20 protein-coding genes are annotated in these 19,877 nt (G+C 61.2%); 5 read left to right on the plus strand and 15 right to left on the minus strand.

From position 1 onward, the window contains the following. Positions 1-78: 78 nt before the first annotated feature. The 15 genes from urtA to cbiE all read right to left on the minus strand — a co-directional run bounded on the left by urtA (position 79) and on the right by cbiE (position 14,264). Entirely contained in the window at positions 79-1,344 is a 1,266-nt protein-coding gene (gene urtA / locus AC3IP0_RS02825; RefSeq protein ID WP_489318169.1) for an urea ABC transporter substrate-binding protein, read from the minus strand. A 338-nt stretch (positions 1,345-1,682) separates the two neighbouring features. After that, positions 1,683-2,105, minus strand: coding sequence for a hypothetical protein (locus AC3IP0_RS02830; protein WP_489318170.1), 423 nt, complete (start codon positions 2,103-2,105; stop codon positions 1,683-1,685). A gap of 197 nt (positions 2,106-2,302) precedes the next feature. Beyond that, a complete protein-coding gene (locus AC3IP0_RS02835; RefSeq protein WP_489318171.1) occupies positions 2,303-3,313 on the minus strand; it encodes a FecCD family ABC transporter permease in 1,011 nt (336 codons plus the stop codon). Then, positions 3,310-4,269, minus strand: a complete 960-nt coding sequence (locus AC3IP0_RS02840; protein ID WP_489326614.1) for an ABC transporter substrate-binding protein — start codon at positions 4,267-4,269, stop codon at positions 3,310-3,312. The genes AC3IP0_RS02835 and AC3IP0_RS02840 overlap by 4 nt, the downstream gene beginning before the upstream one ends. Further along, the gene (locus tag AC3IP0_RS02845; RefSeq protein ID WP_489318173.1) at positions 4,266-5,054 is read right to left on the minus strand and encodes an ABC transporter ATP-binding protein; all 789 of its coding nucleotides are present in this window, start codon (positions 5,052-5,054) and stop codon (positions 4,266-4,268) included. The genes AC3IP0_RS02840 and AC3IP0_RS02845 overlap by 4 nt, the downstream gene beginning before the upstream one ends. A 156-nt stretch (positions 5,055-5,210) precedes the next feature. After that, entirely contained in the window at positions 5,211-6,590 is a 1,380-nt protein-coding gene (locus AC3IP0_RS02850) for a PepSY-associated TM helix domain-containing protein (protein ID WP_489318174.1), read from the minus strand. 107 nt (positions 6,591-6,697) lie between these two features. Beyond that, positions 6,698-8,815: a TonB-dependent copper receptor gene (locus AC3IP0_RS02855; protein ID WP_489326615.1), complete on the minus strand. Its 2,118-nt coding sequence runs from the start codon at positions 8,813-8,815 to the stop codon at positions 6,698-6,700. A gap of 192 nt (positions 8,816-9,007) precedes the next feature. Then, positions 9,008-9,463 (minus strand): DUF2946 domain-containing protein, encoded by a 456-nt coding sequence (locus AC3IP0_RS02860; RefSeq protein ID WP_489326617.1) that lies wholly within the window; start codon positions 9,461-9,463, stop codon positions 9,008-9,010. A gap of 21 nt (positions 9,464-9,484) precedes the next feature. Next, positions 9,485-9,964: a copper chaperone PCu(A)C gene (locus AC3IP0_RS02865; RefSeq protein WP_489326619.1), complete on the minus strand. Its 480-nt coding sequence runs from the start codon at positions 9,962-9,964 to the stop codon at positions 9,485-9,487. Positions 9,965-10,011: 47 nt separating this feature from the next. Continuing rightward, positions 10,012-10,410, minus strand: coding sequence for a DUF2946 domain-containing protein (locus AC3IP0_RS02870; RefSeq protein ID WP_489318178.1), 399 nt, complete (start codon positions 10,408-10,410; stop codon positions 10,012-10,014). Between the two features lie 110 nt (positions 10,411-10,520). Then, complete coding sequence (locus AC3IP0_RS02875) at positions 10,521-10,844, minus strand: helix-turn-helix domain-containing transcriptional regulator (RefSeq protein WP_008016808.1); 324 nt, start codon at positions 10,842-10,844, stop codon at positions 10,521-10,523. Positions 10,845-10,848: 4 nt separating this feature from the next. Continuing rightward, positions 10,849-11,184: a type II toxin-antitoxin system RelE/ParE family toxin gene (locus AC3IP0_RS02880; protein WP_489318179.1), complete on the minus strand. Its 336-nt coding sequence runs from the start codon at positions 11,182-11,184 to the stop codon at positions 10,849-10,851. A 56-nt stretch (positions 11,185-11,240) separates the two neighbouring features. Beyond that, complete coding sequence (locus AC3IP0_RS02885; RefSeq protein ID WP_489318180.1) at positions 11,241-11,966, minus strand: cobalt-precorrin-6A reductase; 726 nt, start codon at positions 11,964-11,966, stop codon at positions 11,241-11,243. Then, positions 11,963-13,060: a cobalt-precorrin-5B (C(1))-methyltransferase gene (locus AC3IP0_RS02890; RefSeq protein WP_489326620.1), complete on the minus strand. Its 1,098-nt coding sequence runs from the start codon at positions 13,058-13,060 to the stop codon at positions 11,963-11,965. Before AC3IP0_RS02890 ends, AC3IP0_RS02885 begins: the two co-directional genes overlap by 4 nt. Then, a complete protein-coding gene (gene cbiE / locus AC3IP0_RS02895) occupies positions 13,053-14,264 on the minus strand; it encodes a precorrin-6y C5,15-methyltransferase (decarboxylating) subunit CbiE (protein ID WP_489326621.1) in 1,212 nt (403 codons plus the stop codon). Before cbiE ends, AC3IP0_RS02890 begins: the two co-directional genes overlap by 8 nt. A 168-nt stretch (positions 14,265-14,432) precedes the next feature. On the opposite strand from cbiE, the gene cobG reads away from it, so the two are divergent. The 5 genes from cobG to AC3IP0_RS02920 all read left to right on the plus strand — a co-directional run bounded on the left by cobG (position 14,433) and on the right by AC3IP0_RS02920 (position 19,835). After that, on the plus strand, positions 14,433-15,755 hold the full coding sequence (gene cobG, locus AC3IP0_RS02900) for a precorrin-3B synthase (RefSeq protein WP_489326623.1): 1,323 nt from the start codon (positions 14,433-14,435) through the stop codon (positions 15,753-15,755). Beyond that, positions 15,748-16,374 carry a precorrin-8X methylmutase gene (locus AC3IP0_RS02905; RefSeq protein ID WP_489318183.1) on the plus strand — a complete coding sequence of 209 codons (627 nt, stop codon included), beginning with the start codon at positions 15,748-15,750 and terminating at the stop codon, positions 16,372-16,374. Before cobG ends, AC3IP0_RS02905 begins: the two co-directional genes overlap by 8 nt. Next, a complete protein-coding gene (locus AC3IP0_RS02910) occupies positions 16,374-17,105 on the plus strand; it encodes a precorrin-2 C(20)-methyltransferase (protein ID WP_033063580.1) in 732 nt (243 codons plus the stop codon). Before AC3IP0_RS02905 ends, AC3IP0_RS02910 begins: the two co-directional genes overlap by 1 nt. Next, entirely contained in the window at positions 17,105-18,808 is a 1,704-nt protein-coding gene (gene cobJ / locus AC3IP0_RS02915; protein WP_489318184.1) for a precorrin-3B C(17)-methyltransferase, read from the plus strand. The genes AC3IP0_RS02910 and cobJ overlap by 1 nt, the downstream gene beginning before the upstream one ends. A gap of 211 nt (positions 18,809-19,019) precedes the next feature. Further along, positions 19,020-19,835: a hypothetical protein gene (locus tag AC3IP0_RS02920; protein ID WP_489318185.1), complete on the plus strand. Its 816-nt coding sequence runs from the start codon at positions 19,020-19,022 to the stop codon at positions 19,833-19,835. The last annotated feature ends 42 nt before the right edge of the window (positions 19,836-19,877 follow it).

Consider the following 19,877-nt stretch of genomic DNA (forward strand, 5'->3'; position numbering starts at 1 on the left):
ATGTGCCGCCGTCTTCGCGAGCAAGCCCGCTCCCACAGGGAGTTGTGTTGGGCCTGAACTACCGTCAGGCCCAATGGCTCAGTTGCTCTTCACCGCATACTCCGGTTTCTTGTCGTTGCCCGGGATGAACGGGCTCCACGGCTGGGCGCGGATCGGGCCTTCGGTCTGCCACACCACGTTGAACTGACCATCGGCCTGGATCTCGCCGATCATCACCGGCTTGTGCAGGTGGTGATTGGTCTTGTCCATGGTCAGGGTGTAGCCGGACGGCGCGGCAAAGGTCTGGCCGGCCAGGGCTTCGCGGACTTTGTCGACGTCGGTGGATTTGGCTTTTTCCGCCGCTTGCGCCCACATGTGGATGCCAACGTAAGTGGCTTCCATCGGGTCGTTGGTCACTGCTTTGTCTGCGCCTGGCAGGTTGTGTTTTTTGGCGTAGGCTTTCCAGTCGGCAACGAATTTCTTGTTCGCCGGGTTCTCCACGGATTCGAAGTAGTTCCAGGCAGCGAGGTTGCCCACCAGTGGCTTGGTGTCGATGCCGCGCAGTTCTTCTTCGCCGACCGAGAACGCCACGACCGGAACGTCGGTGGCTTTCAGGCCCTGGTTGGCCAGTTCTTTGTAGAACGGCACGTTGGAGTCGCCGTTGACGGTGGAGATAACCGCTGTCTTGCCACCGGCCGAGAACTTTTTGATGTTGGCGACGATGGTCTGGTAGTCGCTGTGACCGAACGGGGTATAGACCTCTTCGATGTCCTTGTCGGCCACGCCTTTGGCGTGCAGGAACGAACGCAGGATCTTGTTGGTGGTGCGCGGGTAGACGTAGTCGGTGCCGAGCAGGAAGTAGCGCTTGGCGCTGCCGCCTTCTTCGCTCATCAGGTATTCAACGGCAGGGATCGCCTGTTGGTTCGGCGCCGCGCCGGTGTAGAAGACGTTCGGCGACATCTCTTCGCCTTCGTATTGCACCGGGTAGAACAGCAAGCCGTTGAGTTCTTCGAACACCGGCAGTACCGATTTGCGCGACACGGAAGTCCAGCAACCGAACACCACGGCAACCTTGTCCTGGGTCAGCAACTGACGACCCTTCTCGGCGAACAGCGGCCAGTTCGATGCAGGGTCGACCACCACCGGCTCGAGCATCTTGCCGTTCACGCCGCCCTTGGCGTTGATCTCGTCGATGGTCATCAGCGCCATGTCTTTGAGTGACGTTTCGGAGATCGCCATGGTTCCGGACAACGAATGCAGAATACCGACCTTGATGGTCTCGGCGGCCTGGACAGTCCAGGTCATGCCCATCGCGGCAATGCTTGCCGTGAGTGTGAAAGCCTTGATCAAACTGCGACGCTTCATTGTGCGATCTCCATGAACTTATGAGTTTTCTTGGTTGGCAGATGCGGACTACTGAAGGTGTGTTTTGCAAGGGCTGTGCCCGGTCGGTGAAAGGCAGGGAAATGTCGTTTTAGAGCGGTCGAACGGTTTGATGTCGCACCATGAAGGATCGCGTCTGGCGCGTTGGTGCGCAGAGTTGCGCCAGATTGGGGCGGGTAGCATCGATCAATTGTGGGAGCGAGCCTGCTCGCGAAAGCGCTGGGTCAGACAACATCTGCATTGAATGAAAGACCGCCATCGCGAGCAAGCTCGCTCCCACAGGATTCAACAATGGGTATCAGCTTTGTAAACGACGAATGTCAGCTTTTAATGCAGGTTTCAAAACCATGTCCGCCACCTTCGTACTCCGGGCCGTAGTAGTACTTGGTGAATGAAGTTTTCCCGTCAGGGGTTGTAGCAATTTTCCCAATCCCGACACCGTAATCCTTGAGCGACGGATCCGTATGGGCAAAGTAAATCGCCAGGGAACTCAAGTTGGCGGCAGCAAACCCGTCATACCGGGAGTTGTCGAGCAACGTCAGGGTTAAACTGTAGGCACCGTGTTCGCCGGTACTCTGTTCGGCATTGAGCTTCATCTCGACAACACCTTCAAATGGACCGATATGGCTGTCCATTCCGGTGCATTGATACCGGCCACTGTAGTCAACGCCAGTAAAGGGTGGCTGCACTGCCCATGCGGGCGCTGAAACAAGTGCAATGGATGCGATGAGTTTCTTGAACATGTTTACCTCTTTCCGCTCTTGTAAGAGTTGTGGCGATTAAGTTGTAGGAATAATCGTCATTGAAGTGTGCGAGCGTTTTATAGTTGAACTCGCGAGTGCGGAGTATGAACATGATGGTGAACTTGTTAAGCGCTAACTCAATACGAGGTTTTTCCAGGCGTAAATGCAGTTTTGAAATTTTTTAATTAAATATGGCGTTAACGACGTCGCATCAAACCGATGAAGAACAACCCGCCAATCGCCGCAGTGGCAACACCGATGGGCAAGTCTTCGGGGGCGATCAGTGTCCGGGCAGCGACGTCGACCCAAACCAGAAACACGCTGCCGAGCAACACACACACCGGCAACAGTCTTCGATGTTCAGCCCCGACCAGACGCCGTGCAATGTGCGGCACCATCAGCCCGACAAAACCGATCGAGCCGCTGATCGACACCAGCACCCCGGTCATCAATGACGCAATCAGAAACACCCGCAGGCGCACGCTGCGTGCATTCAGGCCCAGGGTCACCGCGGTCTGTTCGCCGGCCATCAGCGCATTCAGCGGTCGCGCCATGCCCAGCAGCAACATCAGCCCGAGCAACACACTGCCTGTCGGTACCGCCAGCAGTTCCCAACGTGCCAGCCCGAGCCCGCCGAGCATCCAGAACATCACCGCCGAACTGGCCCGATGGTCACCCATGAACAGCAGCAAATTGGCAATCGCCATCATCACGAACGACACCGCCACGCCGCACAGCAGCAAGCGGTCACTGTCCAGGCGACCATGACGACTGGCGATCATCAGCACCACCAGCATGCTCAGCAATGCACCGATGAACGCCGCGATCGGCAAGGTCAGCAGGCCAACGATTTCACCGACATGCAGCACCACGATCACCGCGCCAAGTGTGGCGCCGGAAGTCACGCCGAGCAGGTGCGGGTCAGCCAACGGGTTGCGCGTGACCGCTTGCAGCACCGCGCCGATCAACGCCAGGCCGGCGCCCACCAGCACACCGAGCAGCATGCGCGGGACGCGGATCAGCCAGACGATATGTTCCTGTCCGGGGGGCCAGTGCGGCACACCGAAACCGAACAGCTTGTGCAACAGGATGCGCCACACCACATCCAGCGGCACCCGCGCCGGGCCGAAACCCAGGGACACCACGCACGACACCAGCAACAGGGCACCGAGGGCGATCAGCAACAGGGTGTAGCGTCGGTTGATCATTCGCCGTGGAAACCCTTGGCCAGGGTGGCGACCGCCAGCACGTTATCGATCCCCGGCGTGGCCTGCACGTAAGGGATGACGATGAAGCGCTGGTGCTTGATCGCGTCCACCGATTGCAGGGCCTTGTTGTTCAGCAGGAATTGAATCTTCTGTTCGGCCGTGACTTCGCTGTAGTCGACGATCACGATCACCTGCGGATTGCGTTCGACCACGGTTTCCCAATTGACCCGGGTCCAGCTCGCATCGACATCCTCCAGAACATTGCGCCCGCCAGCGGCGTCGATCAGGGCTTGTGGCATGCCCAGGCGCCCCGAAGTCATGGCGCGATCTTCGCCGCTGTCGTACAGGAAAACCCGCGGTGTTTCCGCGGGCAGGTCTTTGCGAATATTCCAGACTTGCGCCTGCATATTCGCGATCAGGGCATTGGCGCGGTCCTGCACGTCGAAGATTCTGCCGAGGTTGCGCAGGTCGTTGTAGGTGTCCTCGAGGCTGGCCGGCGGGCGCTTCATCACGAAGGCGCAGGATTCGCTCAGCTCATACACATTGATGCCCAGCGGTTGCAGGGTTTGTGGCGTGAGGTCGCCGCCGATGCGCATGCCGTAGTCCCAGCCGGCGAAGAAGAAATCGACGTTGGCATTGAGCAGGGTTTCCACCGACGGGTACTTGGCCGCCAGTTCCGGCAGACCTTCGAGAATGCCCTGCATCTCGGGCGTCACGGCCTTCCAGTCACTGATGCCGCTGTAACCGGCCATCAGTGGCTTGAGGCCGAGGGCGAGCATCATCTGGGTCATGTTGATGTCGTGGCTGAGGGTGTGTTGCGGTGCCTGCTTGAAGGTCACCTCGCGGTTGCAGCTTTTGATTGTCAGCGGGTAACGGGTGGCTTCGGCCAATGCCTGGGCGCTGCCCAGCAGCATCACGAGAGGGAGGCAGGAGCGCAGCAGGGAACGCAAAGTCATGGTTGGGTTATCCAGGTGATTCGTGGGTAGCCGTGCAGTGGATGCTCATCGATCAGCGCTTCGACGCCGAACACATTGCGCAGCAGCGCAGCCGTCAGGACTTCTTTCGGTGTGCCGCTGGCGACGATACGGCCATGGTTGATCACGTACAGCCGATCACAAAAAGCCGCCGCCAGATTGAGGTCGTGGATGCTCGCCAGGGTGCCGATGTTCAAGCGCTTGACCAACTGCAGAAGCTCAAGCTGATAACGCGGGTCGAGGTGGTTGGTCGGCTCGTCGAGGATCAGCAGCTGTGGTTGCTGGGCCAGGGCGCGGGCGAGGATGACTCGCTGTTTTTCGCCACCGGAGAGAGTGGCGAACCCGTGGTCTTCGAAGCCCTTGAGGCCGACGGATTCCAGGGCCTGATTGATCAGGTCGCGGTCTTCAAGGGTGTCGCCATCGAACAAGCCTTTGTGCGGCGTGCGGCCCATGGCGACCACTTCCTCGACGGTCAGGCCGAAGGCATCAGGGAACTCCTGTAGCACCACTGCGATGCGTTGTGCGCACCAACGCGAGGATTGCTTCCAGACATTCTGATGATCGAGTCTGACCTCGCCGCTTTCCGGTTTATTGAAGCGCCAGGCACACCGCAACAGGCTGGTCTTGCCACTGCCATTGGGGCCGATCAGCCCGACGAACTCACCGGCGGCGACCTGTAGCGAGGCGTCACGCAGCTGGAACTGGTGGTGGCAATGGCCGTGACCCAGTGGGGACCAGGTGAGGTTTGTGAGGTTCAGCGAGGTCATGCAGTGGCTCTTGAGGTGATGCCAAGGGCCCCATCGCGAGCAAGCTCGCTCCCACAGGTCTTACGCAATCCCTGTGGGAGCGAGCTTGCTCGCGATGGGGCTGAGGTGAAACGCGGGGAGTTTACAGTGCCTTTCACCCCACGCATCTCACCTGTTTCATGATGAAGATGAGGCGCTCTCAGTCTGCCGGGTCAAGCGCGACAGCAGCACACGATCGAGCACCCACACCGCCACCAGCGAAGCACCCACCAACGGGAAGGCCACCGCCAGGGCGAACATGATCACCATCGCGGTTTTCCATTTCGGCAGGTCGTGGCGCAGTGGCGGCACGCCGAGTTTTCCTTGCGGGCGGCGTTTCCACCAGATCACCACGCCGCTGACCGCGCTGAGCAAAATCATCAAACAGATCAGCAACACGATGATCTGGTTGAACACGCCGAACATCTTGCCTTCGTGCAGCATCACGCCGATTTCCGTGGCGCGGGCGACGGTGCCGTACTGCTCGAAACGTACATCGGCCAGGACCTTGCCGGTGTACTGATCGATGTGCAGCGTGGCGTCATTGCGCGGGTCGTCGGCGAACAGGGCGATGGTGAACACGCCGGTTGCAGTGGTCGGCAGGGTGATGCTGTAACCCGCTTCGACCTTGCGCTCTCTGGCGATGTTTTGTACGTCCTGCAGGCGGATGGTCGGCGATGCCGGGCCGGCCGCTGCACCGTCGTGGGCCATGTGCTCGGCATGGTCGCCGGACATCGGCATCGGCGTGTTTTCCATGGCCCACGGCACGGTCTGGCGGGTGGCGGTGTTGAGGCTGCGCGCCTCGACGTCGGACTTCGGCACGTCATCCCACATGGCGGCCGGGAACACGTTCCACACTTCGGCGTATTGCTTACCCCAGAAGCCGGTCCAGGTCATGCCACTCAGCAGCATCACCAGCAGCAGGGACGCGCCCCAGAACCCGGTGACCGCATGCAGGTCGCGCCACAATACGCGACCACGACTGTTCAGGCGTGGCCACAAAATGCCGGCGGCCTGACCGCGCGGCCACCACAGGAAAATGCCCGACACCACCAGCACCACGCCCCAACCGGCGGCCAGTTCGATCAGCCGATCGCCAACGGTGCCGATCATCAGCTCGCCGTGAATCGACCGGGCAATGGCTTGCAGGTTCTTCTTGGCGTCTTGCTCGCCGAGGATGTCACCGTGGTACGGATCGACGAAAACGTTCAGCTCCTTGTCATCGTTGAGCACCACAAACTGCGCGCTGCGCTCGGCGTTGACCGGCGGCAGGTATTGGGTGACCTGGCCTTGTGGATAAGCCGATTTCACCCGCGTCAGCAGGTCGTCAGCCGGGACGGTGTGATGACCGGCCGGGACGTTGAGCAGGCTGCTGTACATCAGCGAGTCGAGTTGTGGTTTGAACAGATAGACGGTGCCGGTCAGGGCCAGCATCACCATGAATGGCGCAACGAACAATCCGGCATAGAAATGCCAGCGCCACGCCAGGTTGTAGAAATTCACTTTGGGCTGTTTCATCACGTGTGCTCCGCTTGGCTGGATCTTTTAGTTGTTTGTTTTGCGGTTGCTGCGCAACCGATCGCGGGCAAGCCCGCTCCCACAGAGGGAGCGGGCGCCCTCAAGGGTTAGAAGCTCATGTCCACCTTGGTCCAGAGCGTTCGCCCCGGCTCCTTGATGGCTTGGGGGTCATTGGCCGGGTAGCCGAAACCAGCGTTGCCGGCCAGGTTCAAGTGCTCGGCGTAAGCCTTGCCGAACAGGTTGTCGACGCCGCTGCTGACCTTCCAGTTGCTGTTGATCCGATAGGCACCGTTGAGGGAGAACACGCCGAAGCCCGGCGTCTTGCCGAAATCCTTGCCGACCACGTTGCCCTTGTTCTGGTCGATGCGGTTTTGCGCGGCGACCACTCTCCACAGTGCGCCGGCGCTCCAGTTGTCTTCGCTGTAGGTCAGGCCGAAACGGGCATCCAGCGGCGGCATCTGCGGCAATGCACTGCCATCGCTGCTGTTCTTGCCCCAGGCGTAGGCCAGGGTCGCGTCGGCTTTCCAGTTGTCGGTGAGGTTGTAAGCGGTGCCCAGTTCGCCGCCCATGATTCGCGCGTCGATGTTTTCGGCTTGTGAGGTCGTACCCATCATCGTCGGGGTGTAGTTGAACAGGATGTAATCGCGCACCTGCCCGATGTAAGCCGAGGCCCAGGCTTCGAGGTCTTCGGTCTTGTATTGCAGGCCGAAATCGAGCTGGGTGGTTTTTTCCGGTTTGATCGAATCGAAGGCATTCACCGAACCGGCGGGGCCGGACTTGGGTGAAAACAGCTCCCAGTAATCCGGGAACCGCTGGGTGTGACCGAGGCCGGCATACAAGGTGGTCGGGCTGTCGGCCAGGTCATGCTCGTAGCGGATGAAACCGCTGGGCAGGGTATCGGCGCGGGTGTCGTCGGCGGTCGGATTCGGGCGGGTCATCATGCCCGAACCGATGCTCTGCCGAAAATCCTTGGCCGAGGCACGGTCCAGGCGTGCGCCGCTGATCAGGCGGTCACGGTCGGCGGCGTACCAGGTCAATTCGCCGAAGACTCCGTAGTTATGGAAGTCGGCATCCTTGGTGTAGGGCAGGTCCTTGTAGGTGTCGACGCCCATGGCGCTGCGCTGGCGATGCTCGTTGGTCTGCGCGTCGATACCGCTGATCAGCTGCACATCAGCCCAGCGCCAGGTGGCCTTGACCCGGGCGCCGAGGGTGCGGCGGTCGACGTTGGAGGCCATGGGCCCGGCCATCATCCCGGTACCGGACGGCGTGCGCAGGGTGTAGTTGTCCATCACGTGGTCGGCGTAGTTGTAGTAGACCTGCGCCTCGACCTTATCCAGTACGTCGCCGATGTTGGACTGCTCGAACCGCAGGCCGAGGCTTTCGCGCAGGAACTGCGAACCGTCCATGCCGCGCCCGGCGTAGCGGGCTTCGCCATCGCCACGGCCGGCGGTCAGTTCCAGCAAGGTGTCGGTATTCGGCGTCCAGCCGACGGCCACGTCGCCGTTCCATTTGTCATAGCGCGACGCCACTGTGTCGTTGTTGCCATCCTGGTAGTCGTCGGAGTGCGCGGTGTTGCCGATGACCCGCACATAACCCGACTGACCGCCGGCTGCGGCGTCCACCAGTTTGTCGAAGCGACCGTAGGAGCCGGCCAGCACGCTGGCATTGACCCGTGTACCGAGTTCGCCGAAGTGCTCCGGTTCGCGGTCGAACAGGATAGTGCCAGCCGAGGAACCCGGCCCCCACAGTACGGTTTGCGGGCCTTTGATTACGGTGAGTTTGTCGTAGGTTTCCGGCGAGATGTAGGAAGTCGGCGCGTCCATCCGGCCCGGGCAGGCGCCGAGCATCATGCCGCCGTTGGTGAGTATGTTCAGCCGCGAGCCGAACATGCCGCGCAGCACCGGGTCACCATTGGTGCCGCCATTGCGCACCATGGCAAAGCCGGGGATGGTCTTCAGGTAATCGGCGCCATCGCTTGCCGGCACCGGTTGGCGCGGGTCCTTGGGGTTGGTGACGATGGTCAAGGGCGAGCTGGGCGCAACGGCGGTAATCACCGTCGGGCTCAGTTCTTCACTGTGACCGGCATGATCATCGGCCAGCGCAGAAGGCGCCAGCAAAGCACCGCACAGGATGGCGGTGGCGTGCCTGAAACGAACGCCGGATTCGTTCAGGGCATAAGAGGCTTGGGCAGGGCTCAAGCACGGGACAGCGGAAAACCTGGACATGACAATTTCCATCGAACAGTCGTAAACGACACGGCCGGCAGCCTGAAGCTGTCCCTGTGGGAGCGGGCTTGCTCGCGAAAGCGGTGTGCCAGACGACATCAACGTTGACTGACACTCCCTCTTCGCGAGCAAGCTCGCTCCCACAGGTTGCTTTGGCTGTCTTGCGGACCGTGTGAAATCAGAAGTGAGTGTTTACGCGACGACGGGCGGGGCGCGGGTGCGGGCGCCGGGGAAGAAGGTTTGCCGGGCATGGCCCAGGAGCGGAGAGGGTGTGGTGAAGGTGTTGACGGGCGGGATGACGAAGTTGGCGAAAGACACGCTACCGGTCAGCGCCGGGCAATTGAACAGCAGGCTGCAATAGCCGCATTTTTCCCACAGCACATGGTGCCCGGGGGCTGGCGGGCAATGCTCGGCGGTGGCTTGCGTGGCATGGCCGGCATGCTCCATCGCCGACATGTCCATCGGCATGTCCATGCTCATACCCGCAGGCATGCTCATCGACATGGCGCGCGAATCCACCGGCATCGACTGAGAAATCAGCGGACCGATAAAGATCATCAACATGGCGAACAGGCTGATCCAGCTGCCGCGTGTCAGGCTCAATGCCTGATTGCGTGAACTGGATGACCTGGCGCTAAGCGGGCGCATGGGCGTTTTCAGTTCAGGCGATTACGGCTTGTGCACGTGCGCTTGCATGGTGTCCGGCGCCTGCTTCTGCACCGCGACTTCGACCGTCACGTCACCGGATTTCTCGAAGTGCAGCGTCATGGGGAAACGCTTGCCGTCAACCAGCAGGCTGCGGTCCTTGAGGCCCAGCAACATCACGTGATAGGCCATGGGGGCGAAAGTGACCTCGCCACCGGCGGGCACTTCCACGCTCGGAACGTGCTGCATCTTCATCATGTCGCCTTGCATCACGTGCTCATGCAATTGCGCTTCGCCCGCAATCGGGGTGTCGACGCCGAGCAGGCGGTCGGCGGTCTTGCCTTGATTGTCGATCACGAAATACGCCGCAACAGTGGGCGCATTGGGCGGCAACTCCTGGGACCACGGATGAGCGATTTCCAGTGTGCCGACCTTGTATTCGTGGGCATTGGCAAAGCAGGCAGGCAGCAGCAACGCAGCCAGAACGATGAGTTTGTTCAACATGGCAGTTCTCCGGAACGATTTAAAACGCAGTCAATTGCGAGAAAAAATCACACCAGAGGGGACGCGCGGGGGTTGAGACTCGGCCATTGCTGGCGCGGTGACGGGCTGTCGAGCGAGGTGGCGGGCAGGCTTCGGTTGGATTCGAAGTGCGCGAAATACAGCTGTGGCGAATGCCCCGGCAACGCCACCAATGGCGCAGAACCGGAGCAGCACCAGCAATGCTGCATGTTGGAATGATCGTCGTTTTGCGGGGCTTTCCGTTCAAGGTCCCCGATGGAAATCGCCACCATCCTGGTGCCGCTGGAGCTGCAGAAACTGCCCCACAACAACTGTTCGGCAGGTGAATTTGCCGTTTGCGCCATCGCTCCGGACATCGGCATGGCGAGCATGTTGAACAGCACTGCGAAGCAGGCTATCCAGGCAATTGCGAGCCGTTGTCGGGACATGGGAAAAAATCCGTTTGGGTGGGCGATCAGGCGCGGGCTATTTAGCCTGATCAGGGCCGATAAGTAAAAAGGCGGCGTGCGGTTTGGTGTCGCAGCACAAAGACGTCAGCTCAGTGCGCACGTACCGCATGTACTTGTATTTCTACTCCAAGCGTAGCGCGAATTACGGCGAATATTGCAGCCAGGTTGTCCATGCTTGGGTTGCCTTTGGCGGACAACATTCGATGGAGGCTTTTGCTGGGCTTTGCCGTTTCCTTTGCCAGTTCTTCAAAACCAACGGTGGCGTTGATGAGGTCGCGCAGGATGATCCGCGCCATTTCGGGTTCGCCGTTAAGAAACAGAGTAGCAGCCTCATCCAACAGTGCCTGGGCGAACTCGGGATCACGTTGGGCACGCTCGGCAATGGTGTGTTTGTAGCTTCGGGTGAGCGCCATGACGTTATCTCCGGTGTCGTTCAGTCTTTTTTCGGGATCGAAACTCGGCTATCAGTACTTTCGCCTGTTTGATGTCAGTTTTTTGTGTGGACTTTTCACCGCCACCAAAAAGGATGATCAGGTGTTTCCCTTCTTGAACGAGATAGATTCTATAGCCCGGCCCCCAATTTATCCGGTACTCGCCGAGCCCGTCGAACCACTTGATGTTTGATGTGTTTCCTAACTCGAGGCGCAGCAACGCGGTGGATACCTTAAGCGCTGCTTGCACATTCAAGCTGGAAAACCAGCGACCAAAGGGGCTGGTTTCGTTGTCCTGTACGTATTCTTCGAGTGTGATCACAGGCGGCCCTGACGGTAACAAATAGGTTACTTATCATGCAAGCCAATGATCCTGACCTAATGAGCGAAGACCGACAACGCGCCAAGTGTTTCCTCAGGCGTCAGGAACTCCCGATCAACTCCCGGCAACATCGGCCGCTTCAAGACAATCACCGGCACACCACGCTCTCGCGCCACTTCCAGCTTCGGCTCGGTCGCTGTGCTGCCGCTGTTCTTGCTGATCAGCACGTCGATGTTTCGCCGTTCGAACAACTCTCGTTCATCGTCGATCAGGAAGGGCCCACGTGCGCCGATCACTTCGCAGCGCTCGTTGCCCGGATACACGTCCAGTGCGCGCAGGGTCCAGAATTGCTCCGCAGGAATTTCCTCCAGGTGTTGCAGGGGCTCGCGCCCGAGGGTGAACAGCGGGCGACGGAAGGGCTTCAGGGCGTCGATCAGTCCGGCCCAATCACTGACTTCCCGCCAGTCATCACCCGCCTGGGCTTGCCAGGCCGGACGCCGTAGCGCCCAGCAGGGAATGCCGCTCAAGCGCGCGGCGGTCGCGGCGTTCTGGCTGATTTGGGCGGCGTAGGGGTGAGTGGCATCTAGCAGCAGATCGATACCTTCATCGCCAATGAACTGCGCCAGACCCTCGGCACCGCCGTAGCCGCCGACGCGCACCTGGCATTGCAGATCGGTCGGCACCCGACCGACACCGGCCAAGCTGTAGATATGTTGCGGTCCCAGCGTGCGGGCAATGGCCATGGCTTCGGTCACGCCGCCGAGCAAGAGGATGCGATTCATTGAAATGCTCCCGCATGGCCAACGATCCCGCCCTGGCGATCGATGGCGAAGACTTCCACCTGAACCTGCGCCGGCACCACGCTGCGGGCAAAATCCAGGGCGTGCTGACAGACTGCATCACCCAGGGCGACCCCGGCTGCGGCGGCCATGGCCAGTGCCTGCTGGCTGGTGTTGGCCTCGCGGATATTCTGCTGCAACGCCGCATCGGCGCCGACCTGCGCCGCCCATAACGCCAGTTGCGGCAGGTCAATGCTCGAATGACGACTGTGCAAATCCATGTGCCCGGCCGCCAGTTTGCTGATCTTGCCGAATCCACCGCACAGGCTGAGTTTATCCACAGGTACTTTGCGCAGGTACTTGAGCGCGGCGCCAACGAAGTCGCCCATTTCGATCAGGGCGATTTCCGGCAGGTTGTAGACCCGGCGCATGGTGTCTTCGCTGGCGTTGCCGGTGCAGGCGGCGATGTGCAGGTAACCGTTGGTTTTCGCCACGTCGATGCCCTGGTGGATCGAGGCGATGTAGGCCGCACAGGAAAACGGCCGGACGATGCCGCTGGTGCCGAGGATCGACAGGCCGCCAAGAATGCCCAGGCGCGGGTTCATGGTTTTCAGTGCCAGTGCTTCGCCGTTCTCGACATTGACCGTGACCTCGAAGCCGCCGCTGTAGCCGAGTTCATCGGCCAGTCGGGCCAGGTGTTCGCTGATCATTTTGCGCGGCACCGGGTTGATCGCGGGCTCGCCGACACCCAGCACCAGCCCGGGACGGGTCACAGTGCCGACGCCACGACCGGCCTTGAAGCGCGTCCCCGGTTCGCTGCTCAGGTGCACCTGGGAGTAGAGCAGGGCACCGTGAGTCACGTCCGGATCGTCACCGGCGTCCTTGAGGGTTCCCGCTTCGGCGCCGTCCTCGGTCAGGCGGCAGAACTCCAGGCGCATCTGCACCTGTTTGCCCTTGGGCAACACGATTTCCACCGCATCGGCCGCTGTGCCAGCCAGCAGCAGGCGCGCGGCGGCGAGGCTGGTGGCCGTGGCGCAACTGCCGGTGGTCAGGCCGCTGCGCAGGGGGGCGGGTTGTTCGGCGGTTTCGTCACGCATCGAAGGGTTTCGTCACGTCCAGCAAGGTAATCGGCAAGGCCTGGCGCCAGGTGTCGAAGTCGCCCAGGGGTTGGGCCTGGGCGATATGAATTCGCGTTAGCTCCCCACCGTGTTGCTCGCGCCAGGCCATCAGGGTCATTTCACTTTGCAGGGTGACTGCGTTGGCAATCAGCCGGCCACCGGGTTTGAGTTCGGCCCAGCAGGTATCGAGCACGCCCTCGCGGGTGACACCGCCGCCGATGAAAATCGCATCCGGCCGCTCCAGCCCGGTCAATGCTTGCGGCGCGCTGCCGCGAACCAGTTGCAGACCGGGAACGCCGAGGGCATCGCGGTTATGTTCGATCAACCCTTGTCGGCCCGCATCCGCCTCGATGGCCAGGGCGCGGCAACCGGGGTGGGCGCGCATCCATTCGATGCCGATCGAGCCGCTGCCGGCGCCGACGTCCCACAACAGTTCGCCGGGGATCGGGGCCAGGCGCGCGAGAGTGATGGCGCGTACATCGCGTTTGGTCAGTTGGCCGTCGTGCTTGAAGGCAGAGTCCGGCAGGCCGGCCAGTCGCGACAGGCGCAGCGTGTTCGGTTCGGCGATGCACTCGATGGCGATCAGGTTCAGGTCGGCGATCACAGGATCGGCCCAGTCCTTGGCGATGCCGTCGACACGTCGCTCGGCTTCACCGCCCAAATGTTCGAGCACGGTTATCCGGCTCGGACCGAAACCACGTTCACGCAGCAGTGCGGCGATGGCGGCGGGGCTGCTGCCGTCGTTACTCAACACCAGCAAGCGCACGCCACTACACAATTGCGCGCTGAGTGCGGCGACGGGGCGGGCAACCACCGATAACGTGACCACTTCCTGCAAGGGCCAACCCATTCGTGCCGCAGCCAGTGAGCAGGAGGACGGTGCAGGAAGCGTCAGCATCTCGGCGGCGGGGAGTTGCCGTGCGAGGCTGGCGCCGACGCCGAAAAACATCGGATCGCCACTGGCCAGGACGCAAACGGGTTCGCCACGGAGCGACAGCAGCGACTCAAGGCAGAAGGGGCTCGGCCACGGCTGGCGCTCACCGCCTATACACGGCGGGAGCAAATCCAGATGCCGCTGGCCGCCGAAGATTTTCGAGGCGCGCAACAGCGCATGCCGGGCGTTCTTGCCCAGGCCCTTGAAACCGTCTTCGCCGATGCCTACTACCGTCAGCCAGGGTGTCATGCCATTCCTCAATCACGCGTTCAACGTTGTTGGGCGGCATGATAGCGCGGGTTCCTTGAGCTGACTGCCTTGTCTTCCCGACCGGAGTCTTTTCATGCTGCGAAGTAAAGCAGGCATAATACCGCGCACTTTCGCCGTGAACTGCCTCGCCACCTGAACGGGTCCGCCTTGAACCAACGTCCGCTGTCCGCTGCCTTACGCCCCTCGGCCTGTCCGGGGTTGCTGCGTATTGTCCCGGCGCTGGATGGCGGCATCTGCCGGATCAAGCTGGACGGTGGTTCGATCAGCAGCGACCAGGCCGAGGCCGTAGCGTCTGCGGCCGAACGTTACGCCGGCGGGGCGATCGAGGCGACCAACCGGGCCAACCTGCAGATCCGCGGCATTGGCAACGAGCAAGCGGCGTTGATCGACAGCCTGCTGGCCACCGGTCTGGGGCCGCGTACGGCGGCTGGCGATGATGTGCGCAACCTGATGCTCAGCCCCGGCGCCGGGATCGATCGGCGCATGCTGTTCGACACTCGCCCGCTGGCCGGGCAGATCCTCGCCACACTGCAAAGCCAGGAAGCGTTCCACGACCTCAGTGCCAAGTTCGCCGTGCAGCTTGATGGCGGCGAAGACCTGGCGATGCTCGAACATCCCCATGACTTGTGGCTCTCGGCGTTTGACCAAGACGGCGAGCGACGGTTGGCGTTCGGTCTGGCGGGATGCCCGACGGACAGCCCGGCAGGTTCGGTTGCGCTGGCTGACGGACACACACTGGTGGTCGTGGTCCTTGAGTTGTTTCTTGAACTGGCGCGCCCCGAGCAGACGCGAATGCGCCATTTGCTGGCCGAGTACCCGATCGAGGGCATTTTGCTTCGACTGGCCGAGCGAGTGCCGCTGCAAGCCGTTGTCGGTTGGCAGCGGGTTTCGGGCTCCGGTGATTTGCACCTGGGCGCCCATCCCCAGGCCGAGTCCGGTGTTGTCTATGTGGGGGCCGTCCCGCCGCTGGGGCGGCTCGATCCGGCGATGCTGCGGGGGGTGGCACAACTGGCGCGCGAGTTTGGTGATTCCAGTCTGCGCTTCACGCCCTGGCAAAGCCTGTTGCTGTCCAATGTCCGCATGGAAAACGCCGCCGAAGTCATGGGGCGTTTGCAACGTTTGGGCTTGTCCTGTGAAGCCGGTCAGCCATTGTCCCGGTTGATCGCCTGCACTGGTTCCAGCGGCTGCGCCAAGGGATTGGCCGAGACCAAGGGCGATGCCCTGCAACTGGCCGCGCTGCTGCACAGCCATGGACCGGCACTGAACATACACCTGAGCGGTTGCCCGCGCTCCTGCGCCGCCGCGCATACGGCGCCCGCCACATTACTGGCCGTCGCCCACGGTCACTACGATCTCTATTTTCGCGATGCAGCGCAGCCGGGTTTCGGCGCGCTGCACGCACGCAACCTTACTATTGAAGCGGTCGCGGCCCTGCTCGACGCCCGCTCACGGAGCCCCCTTGATGCTTGATTACATCCGCGACGGTCAGGAGATCTATCGCAACTCCTTCGCGATCATTCGCGCCGAGGCCAACCTCGACCGAATCCCGGCCGATCTGGAGAAACTTGCGGTCCGTGTCATTCACGCCTGCGGCATGGTCGATGCCATCGACGGCTTGCAGTTTTCCGCAGGGGCGGGCAAGGCCGGGCGTGATGCGCTGGCGGCCGGCGCGCCGATTCTGTGCGATGCGCGGATGGTCTCCGAAGGCGTTACCCGCGCGCGGTTGCCGGCGAACAATCCGGTGATCTGCACCTTGCGCGACGAGAGCGTTCCGGAACTGGCTCGTGAATTGGGTAACACCCGCTCTGCCGCTGCGCTGGAACTGTGGCGCCCGCACCTGGAAGGCAGCGTGGTGGTCATCGGCAACGCCCCGACGGCACTGTTTTACCTGCTGGAAATGCTCGACGCCGGTGCACCGAAACCGGCGCTGATCCTCGGTTTTCCAGTGGGCTTCGTCGGTGCCGCCGAATCCAAGGCAGCGCTGGCGGCCGACAGCCGTGGCGTGCCTTTCGTCATCATGCAAGGTCGCCTGGGCGGAAGCGCCATGGCCGCCGCCGCCGTCAATGCCCTCGCCACGGAGATCGAATGATGCAGCAACCTGGACGTTTGATCGGCCTCGGCGTCGGCCCTGGTGATCCGGAACTGATTACCGTCAAGGCCCTGCGCTTGCTGCGCGAGTCGCCGGTGGTGGCGTACTTCGTCGCCAAGGGCAAGAAGGGCAACGCCTTCGGCATCATCGAGGCGCATCTGCAGGAAGCACAGAATCTGTTACCGCTGGTGTACCCGGTGACCACCGAAGCGTTGCCGGCACCGTTGTCCTACGAGCAAGTGATCAGCGACTTCTACGATGACGCCGCCGACGAACTGGCGACGCATCTCGATGCCGGTCGCGACGTGGCGGTGATCTGCGAAGGCGATCCGTTCTTCTACGGCTCCTATATGTACTTGCACGACCGGCTCGCCGAGCGTTATCAGGCCGAAGTCGTGCCGGGCGTGTGCTCGATGCTCGGCGGCGCCTCGGTGCTCGGTGCGCCGCTGGTGTATCGCAATCAGAGTCTGTCGGTGTTGTCCGGTGTGTTGCCGCACGACGAACTCAAGCGTCGCCTGGCCGATGCCGATGCGGCGGTGATCATGAAATTGGGGCGCAACTTTCCCAAGGTTCGCCAAGTACTGGAAGAACTCGGTCTGGCCGAGCGCGCGTTGTATGTCGAGCGCGCGACCATGGCCAATCAGAAGATCGTGCCGCTGGATCAGGTCGAGCCGATGTCCTCGCCGTACTTCTCGTTGATCATCGTTCCCGGTGAAAGGTGGCAAGGCTGATGACCCGTCCAGTCCCGGCGATTGTCATTCTTGGCAATGGCAGCCTCGCTACCGCACGCAACATTCAGCAGGTGTACCCCGAAGCCCTGATCCATGGCCTGGCCGAACGGGTCGAAGGCGCGGATCGTGTCTATCACGAATTCGGCGCGACCCTGCGCGAGTTCTATCAACAGGGCACACCGATCATTGCCCTGTGCGCGGCCGGGATCGTGATCCGCACGCTGGCGCCCTTGTTACTGGAAAAAGGCGCCGAACCACCGGTATTGGCGGTGGCCGAAGACGGCAGCGCCGTGGTTCCACTGCTGGGTGGTCTTGGTGGGGTAAATGTGATGGCGCGGGAGATTGCCGCCGCGCTTGAAGTCGCGGCGGCGATCACCACCAGCGGCGAGTTGCGTTTCGGCACCTGCCTGCTCAACCCGCCCAGCGGTTATGCCCTTGGTGATCTGGAGCTGGGCAAGCGTTTCGTCTCCGATTTGCTCGCCGGCGAAACGGTGCGTATTGAAGGTGAGGCCCCGTGGTTGGCGCAGGCGCAGTTGCCTGAAGATGCGCAGGCTCGACTGGCGGTGCATGTCAGTCATGCCGAACGGGCACCTGCGGCCAACGAATTGTTGATCTACCCGCGCAATGTGGTGGTCGCCGTGGAAGCTGGTCTGGTGAACGTCGCGGGAGCGGCGCGCGAGGCGTTGCATCAGGCAGGAATCGCCGTGCAGTCGCTGGCCTGCCTGTTGGCCGCCGACACCGAAATGGCCAGCGCGGCGTTGCGTGAGGCAGTGCTTGAACTGGGTGTGCCGTTGCGTTTTGCCGGTGTCGGGGCTGATCTCGACGAGCGCCTGCGTCAAGCCATCGGCCAGCCAGTCACCCTCCATGGCGACGATACGCTCGCTATTGCGGTGGCCGATCAGCCACTGGACCCGCTGCAGATCGGCCGCCCGCGTGGACGTTTGGCCGTGATCGGCTTGGGGCCAGGCGCTGCCGAGCTGATGGTGCCGGCCGTGAAGGCTGAACTGGCCCGGGCAACCGACGTGCTGGGTTACGAAACCTACGTGCGCATGGCCGGGCCGTTTCGCGATGATCAGGTGCAGCATTGCACCGACAACCGCGAAGAGATGCAACGCGCCCGTCACGCTTTCGAACTGGCGGCCCAAGGACGTTCGGTGGTGGTGGTTTCTTCAGGCGATCCGGGTGTTTTCGCCATGGCCGCTGCGGTGCTGGAAGCGCTGCACGAGTCCACCGACGTCCATTGGCACAACGTCGATCTGGAAATTCTGCCGGGGGTTTCGGCTTCGCTGGCGACGGCTGCCCAGGCCGGTGCGCCGCTGGGGCATGACTTCTGTGTGCTGTCGCTGTCGGATAACCTCAAGCCATGGGCAATCATCGAGAAACGCCTGGACCTGGCCGCGCAAGCCGACCTGGCCCTGGCCTTCTACAACCCGATCTCGCGTTCTCGTCCGTGGCAATTGGGCCAGGCGCTGGACATCGTCGCCCGGCACCGCGTGCCTGAGACTCCTGTGGTGTTGGGTCGGGATATCGGGCGTCCGGGGCAGACGCTGCGGGCCACCACCCTTGGTCAGTTGACCCCGGATCAGGTCGACATGCGCACCATGGTGTTGATCGGTTCATCCCTGACCTGTGTTTTTCCTCGCGCTGGAGGCGGAGAGTGGGTCTACACGCCTCGTTGGTACCCACGCAAACCCGCTACCTGAGTGAAAGCGACTTTGTTCAAAGGTCGCTGATGTTCAAGGTAATAAGTAACTAATGATAAGGCCTGCGATTGACGAAAGTTGTCGCGGGCCTTTTTATTTTCTAATAACTCCTGAAATAAGTTCTAAGTGTTTTTGCTTTGACCGGTTTAACTTTGCGCTTTAGTTTTCAGGTGGTCGCATGAGGCGGCTTATTTATTAAAAGGAAGTTTAAATGACCGATATAAATGATTACTCAATGACTCAAGTTGCATTTGATGATGCCATGCAGGATAGGTATTTCAAAGGTGTTGCGGCAGAACTGAAAAGCGTCGCGCCAAGGGTGCGGGCCAAGCGTTCCGCCTCGATCCTGAGCACAGCATCGAGTGATTCGTCGGCGCAAGGTGTAGGGACTTCGGTAGTAGGGCCCTCGCTGGTGGTCTTCGACCAGGCGCTTTCGGAGGACGACAGGCAAGATGCGCTGGACTGCCAGCAGTTTGCTGAGGCGGTGGTCCGGCGCCTGCCCGAGGGAACCAGCAACGAAGAGCGCTACCTGAAGTACAACGAGGCATTGTTGGCGGTGGGCTGGGTGACGGAAAGCTTTACCTACAAGAAATATGTCAGCAAACAGCTCACCATCACGATGAATGAGGCCGTGTTGCAGGTGCTGGAGACCGTCATTTCCGGAGGTGCGAGCAGCGTCCTGAACCTGGTGGCGTCGGGTTTCAGCAAGCTTAAAGGCGATAAGGACGCACTGAAGATTGTCGATGCCGGCAGCAAGAAAAACGACGTCGTCAGTTTCAAGGCGGTGCCTTGCATTGCGACGCCAGGCGGTGGCATGTCCATGTTGATGGGCGGCCTTGACTTGGTGGACAAGGAATACAACGGCAATTTTTTATTCGTGACATACAAGACCCAAGGTTTGCAGGTTTTCCAGGGTGCCGGTGTGCGCAAGTTTAATCGGCGTGCATTTGATCGAAAGAAAAACATGGTTTATGCCTATAACGATCAATTTGCCGATGGCCTTTTCAAACAACTGGCAGGTCAATAAGGCGGGTAGGCTTTAATCGATCAAGATACTGACTATATGGAG

The sequence above is a fragment of the Pseudomonas sp. GL_103 genome (assembly GCF_057835175.1).

Coding starts and splice junctions, on each gene's coding strand:
- urtA (WP_489318169.1), bottom strand. CDS start 1,344: ATGAAGCGTCGCAGTTTGATCAAGGCTTTCACACTCACGGCAAGCATT.
- AC3IP0_RS02830 (WP_489318170.1), bottom strand. CDS start 2,105: ATGTTCAAGAAACTCATCGCATCCATTGCACTTGTTTCAGCGCCCGCA.
- AC3IP0_RS02835 (WP_489318171.1), bottom strand. CDS start 3,313: ATGATCAACCGACGCTACACCCTGTTGCTGATCGCCCTCGGTGCCCTG.
- AC3IP0_RS02840 (WP_489326614.1), bottom strand. CDS start 4,269: ATGACTTTGCGTTCCCTGCTGCGCTCCTGCCTCCCTCTCGTGATGCTG.
- AC3IP0_RS02845 (WP_489318173.1), bottom strand. CDS start 5,054: ATGACCTCGCTGAACCTCACAAACCTCACCTGGTCCCCACTGGGTCAC.
- AC3IP0_RS02850 (WP_489318174.1), bottom strand. CDS start 6,590: ATGAAACAGCCCAAAGTGAATTTCTACAACCTGGCGTGGCGCTGGCAT.
- AC3IP0_RS02855 (WP_489326615.1), bottom strand. CDS start 8,815: ATGTCCAGGTTTTCCGCTGTCCCGTGCTTGAGCCCTGCCCAAGCCTCT.
- AC3IP0_RS02860 (WP_489326617.1), bottom strand. CDS start 9,463: ATGCGCCCGCTTAGCGCCAGGTCATCCAGTTCACGCAATCAGGCATTG.
- AC3IP0_RS02865 (WP_489326619.1), bottom strand. CDS start 9,964: ATGTTGAACAAACTCATCGTTCTGGCTGCGTTGCTGCTGCCTGCCTGC.
- AC3IP0_RS02870 (WP_489318178.1), bottom strand. CDS start 10,410: ATGTCCCGACAACGGCTCGCAATTGCCTGGATAGCCTGCTTCGCAGTG.
- AC3IP0_RS02875 (WP_008016808.1), bottom strand. CDS start 10,844: ATGGCGCTCACCCGAAGCTACAAACACACCATTGCCGAGCGTGCCCAA.
- AC3IP0_RS02885 (WP_489318180.1), bottom strand. CDS start 11,966: ATGAATCGCATCCTCTTGCTCGGCGGCGTGACCGAAGCCATGGCCATT.
- AC3IP0_RS02890 (WP_489326620.1), bottom strand. CDS start 13,060: ATGCGTGACGAAACCGCCGAACAACCCGCCCCCCTGCGCAGCGGCCTG.
- cbiE (WP_489326621.1), bottom strand. CDS start 14,264: ATGACACCCTGGCTGACGGTAGTAGGCATCGGCGAAGACGGTTTCAAG.
- AC3IP0_RS02905 (WP_489318183.1), top strand. CDS start 15,748: ATGCTTGATTACATCCGCGACGGTCAGGAGATCTATCGCAACTCCTTC.
- AC3IP0_RS02910 (WP_033063580.1), top strand. CDS start 16,374: ATGCAGCAACCTGGACGTTTGATCGGCCTCGGCGTCGGCCCTGGTGAT.
- cobJ (WP_489318184.1), top strand. CDS start 17,105: ATGACCCGTCCAGTCCCGGCGATTGTCATTCTTGGCAATGGCAGCCTC.
- AC3IP0_RS02920 (WP_489318185.1), top strand. CDS start 19,020: ATGACCGATATAAATGATTACTCAATGACTCAAGTTGCATTTGATGAT.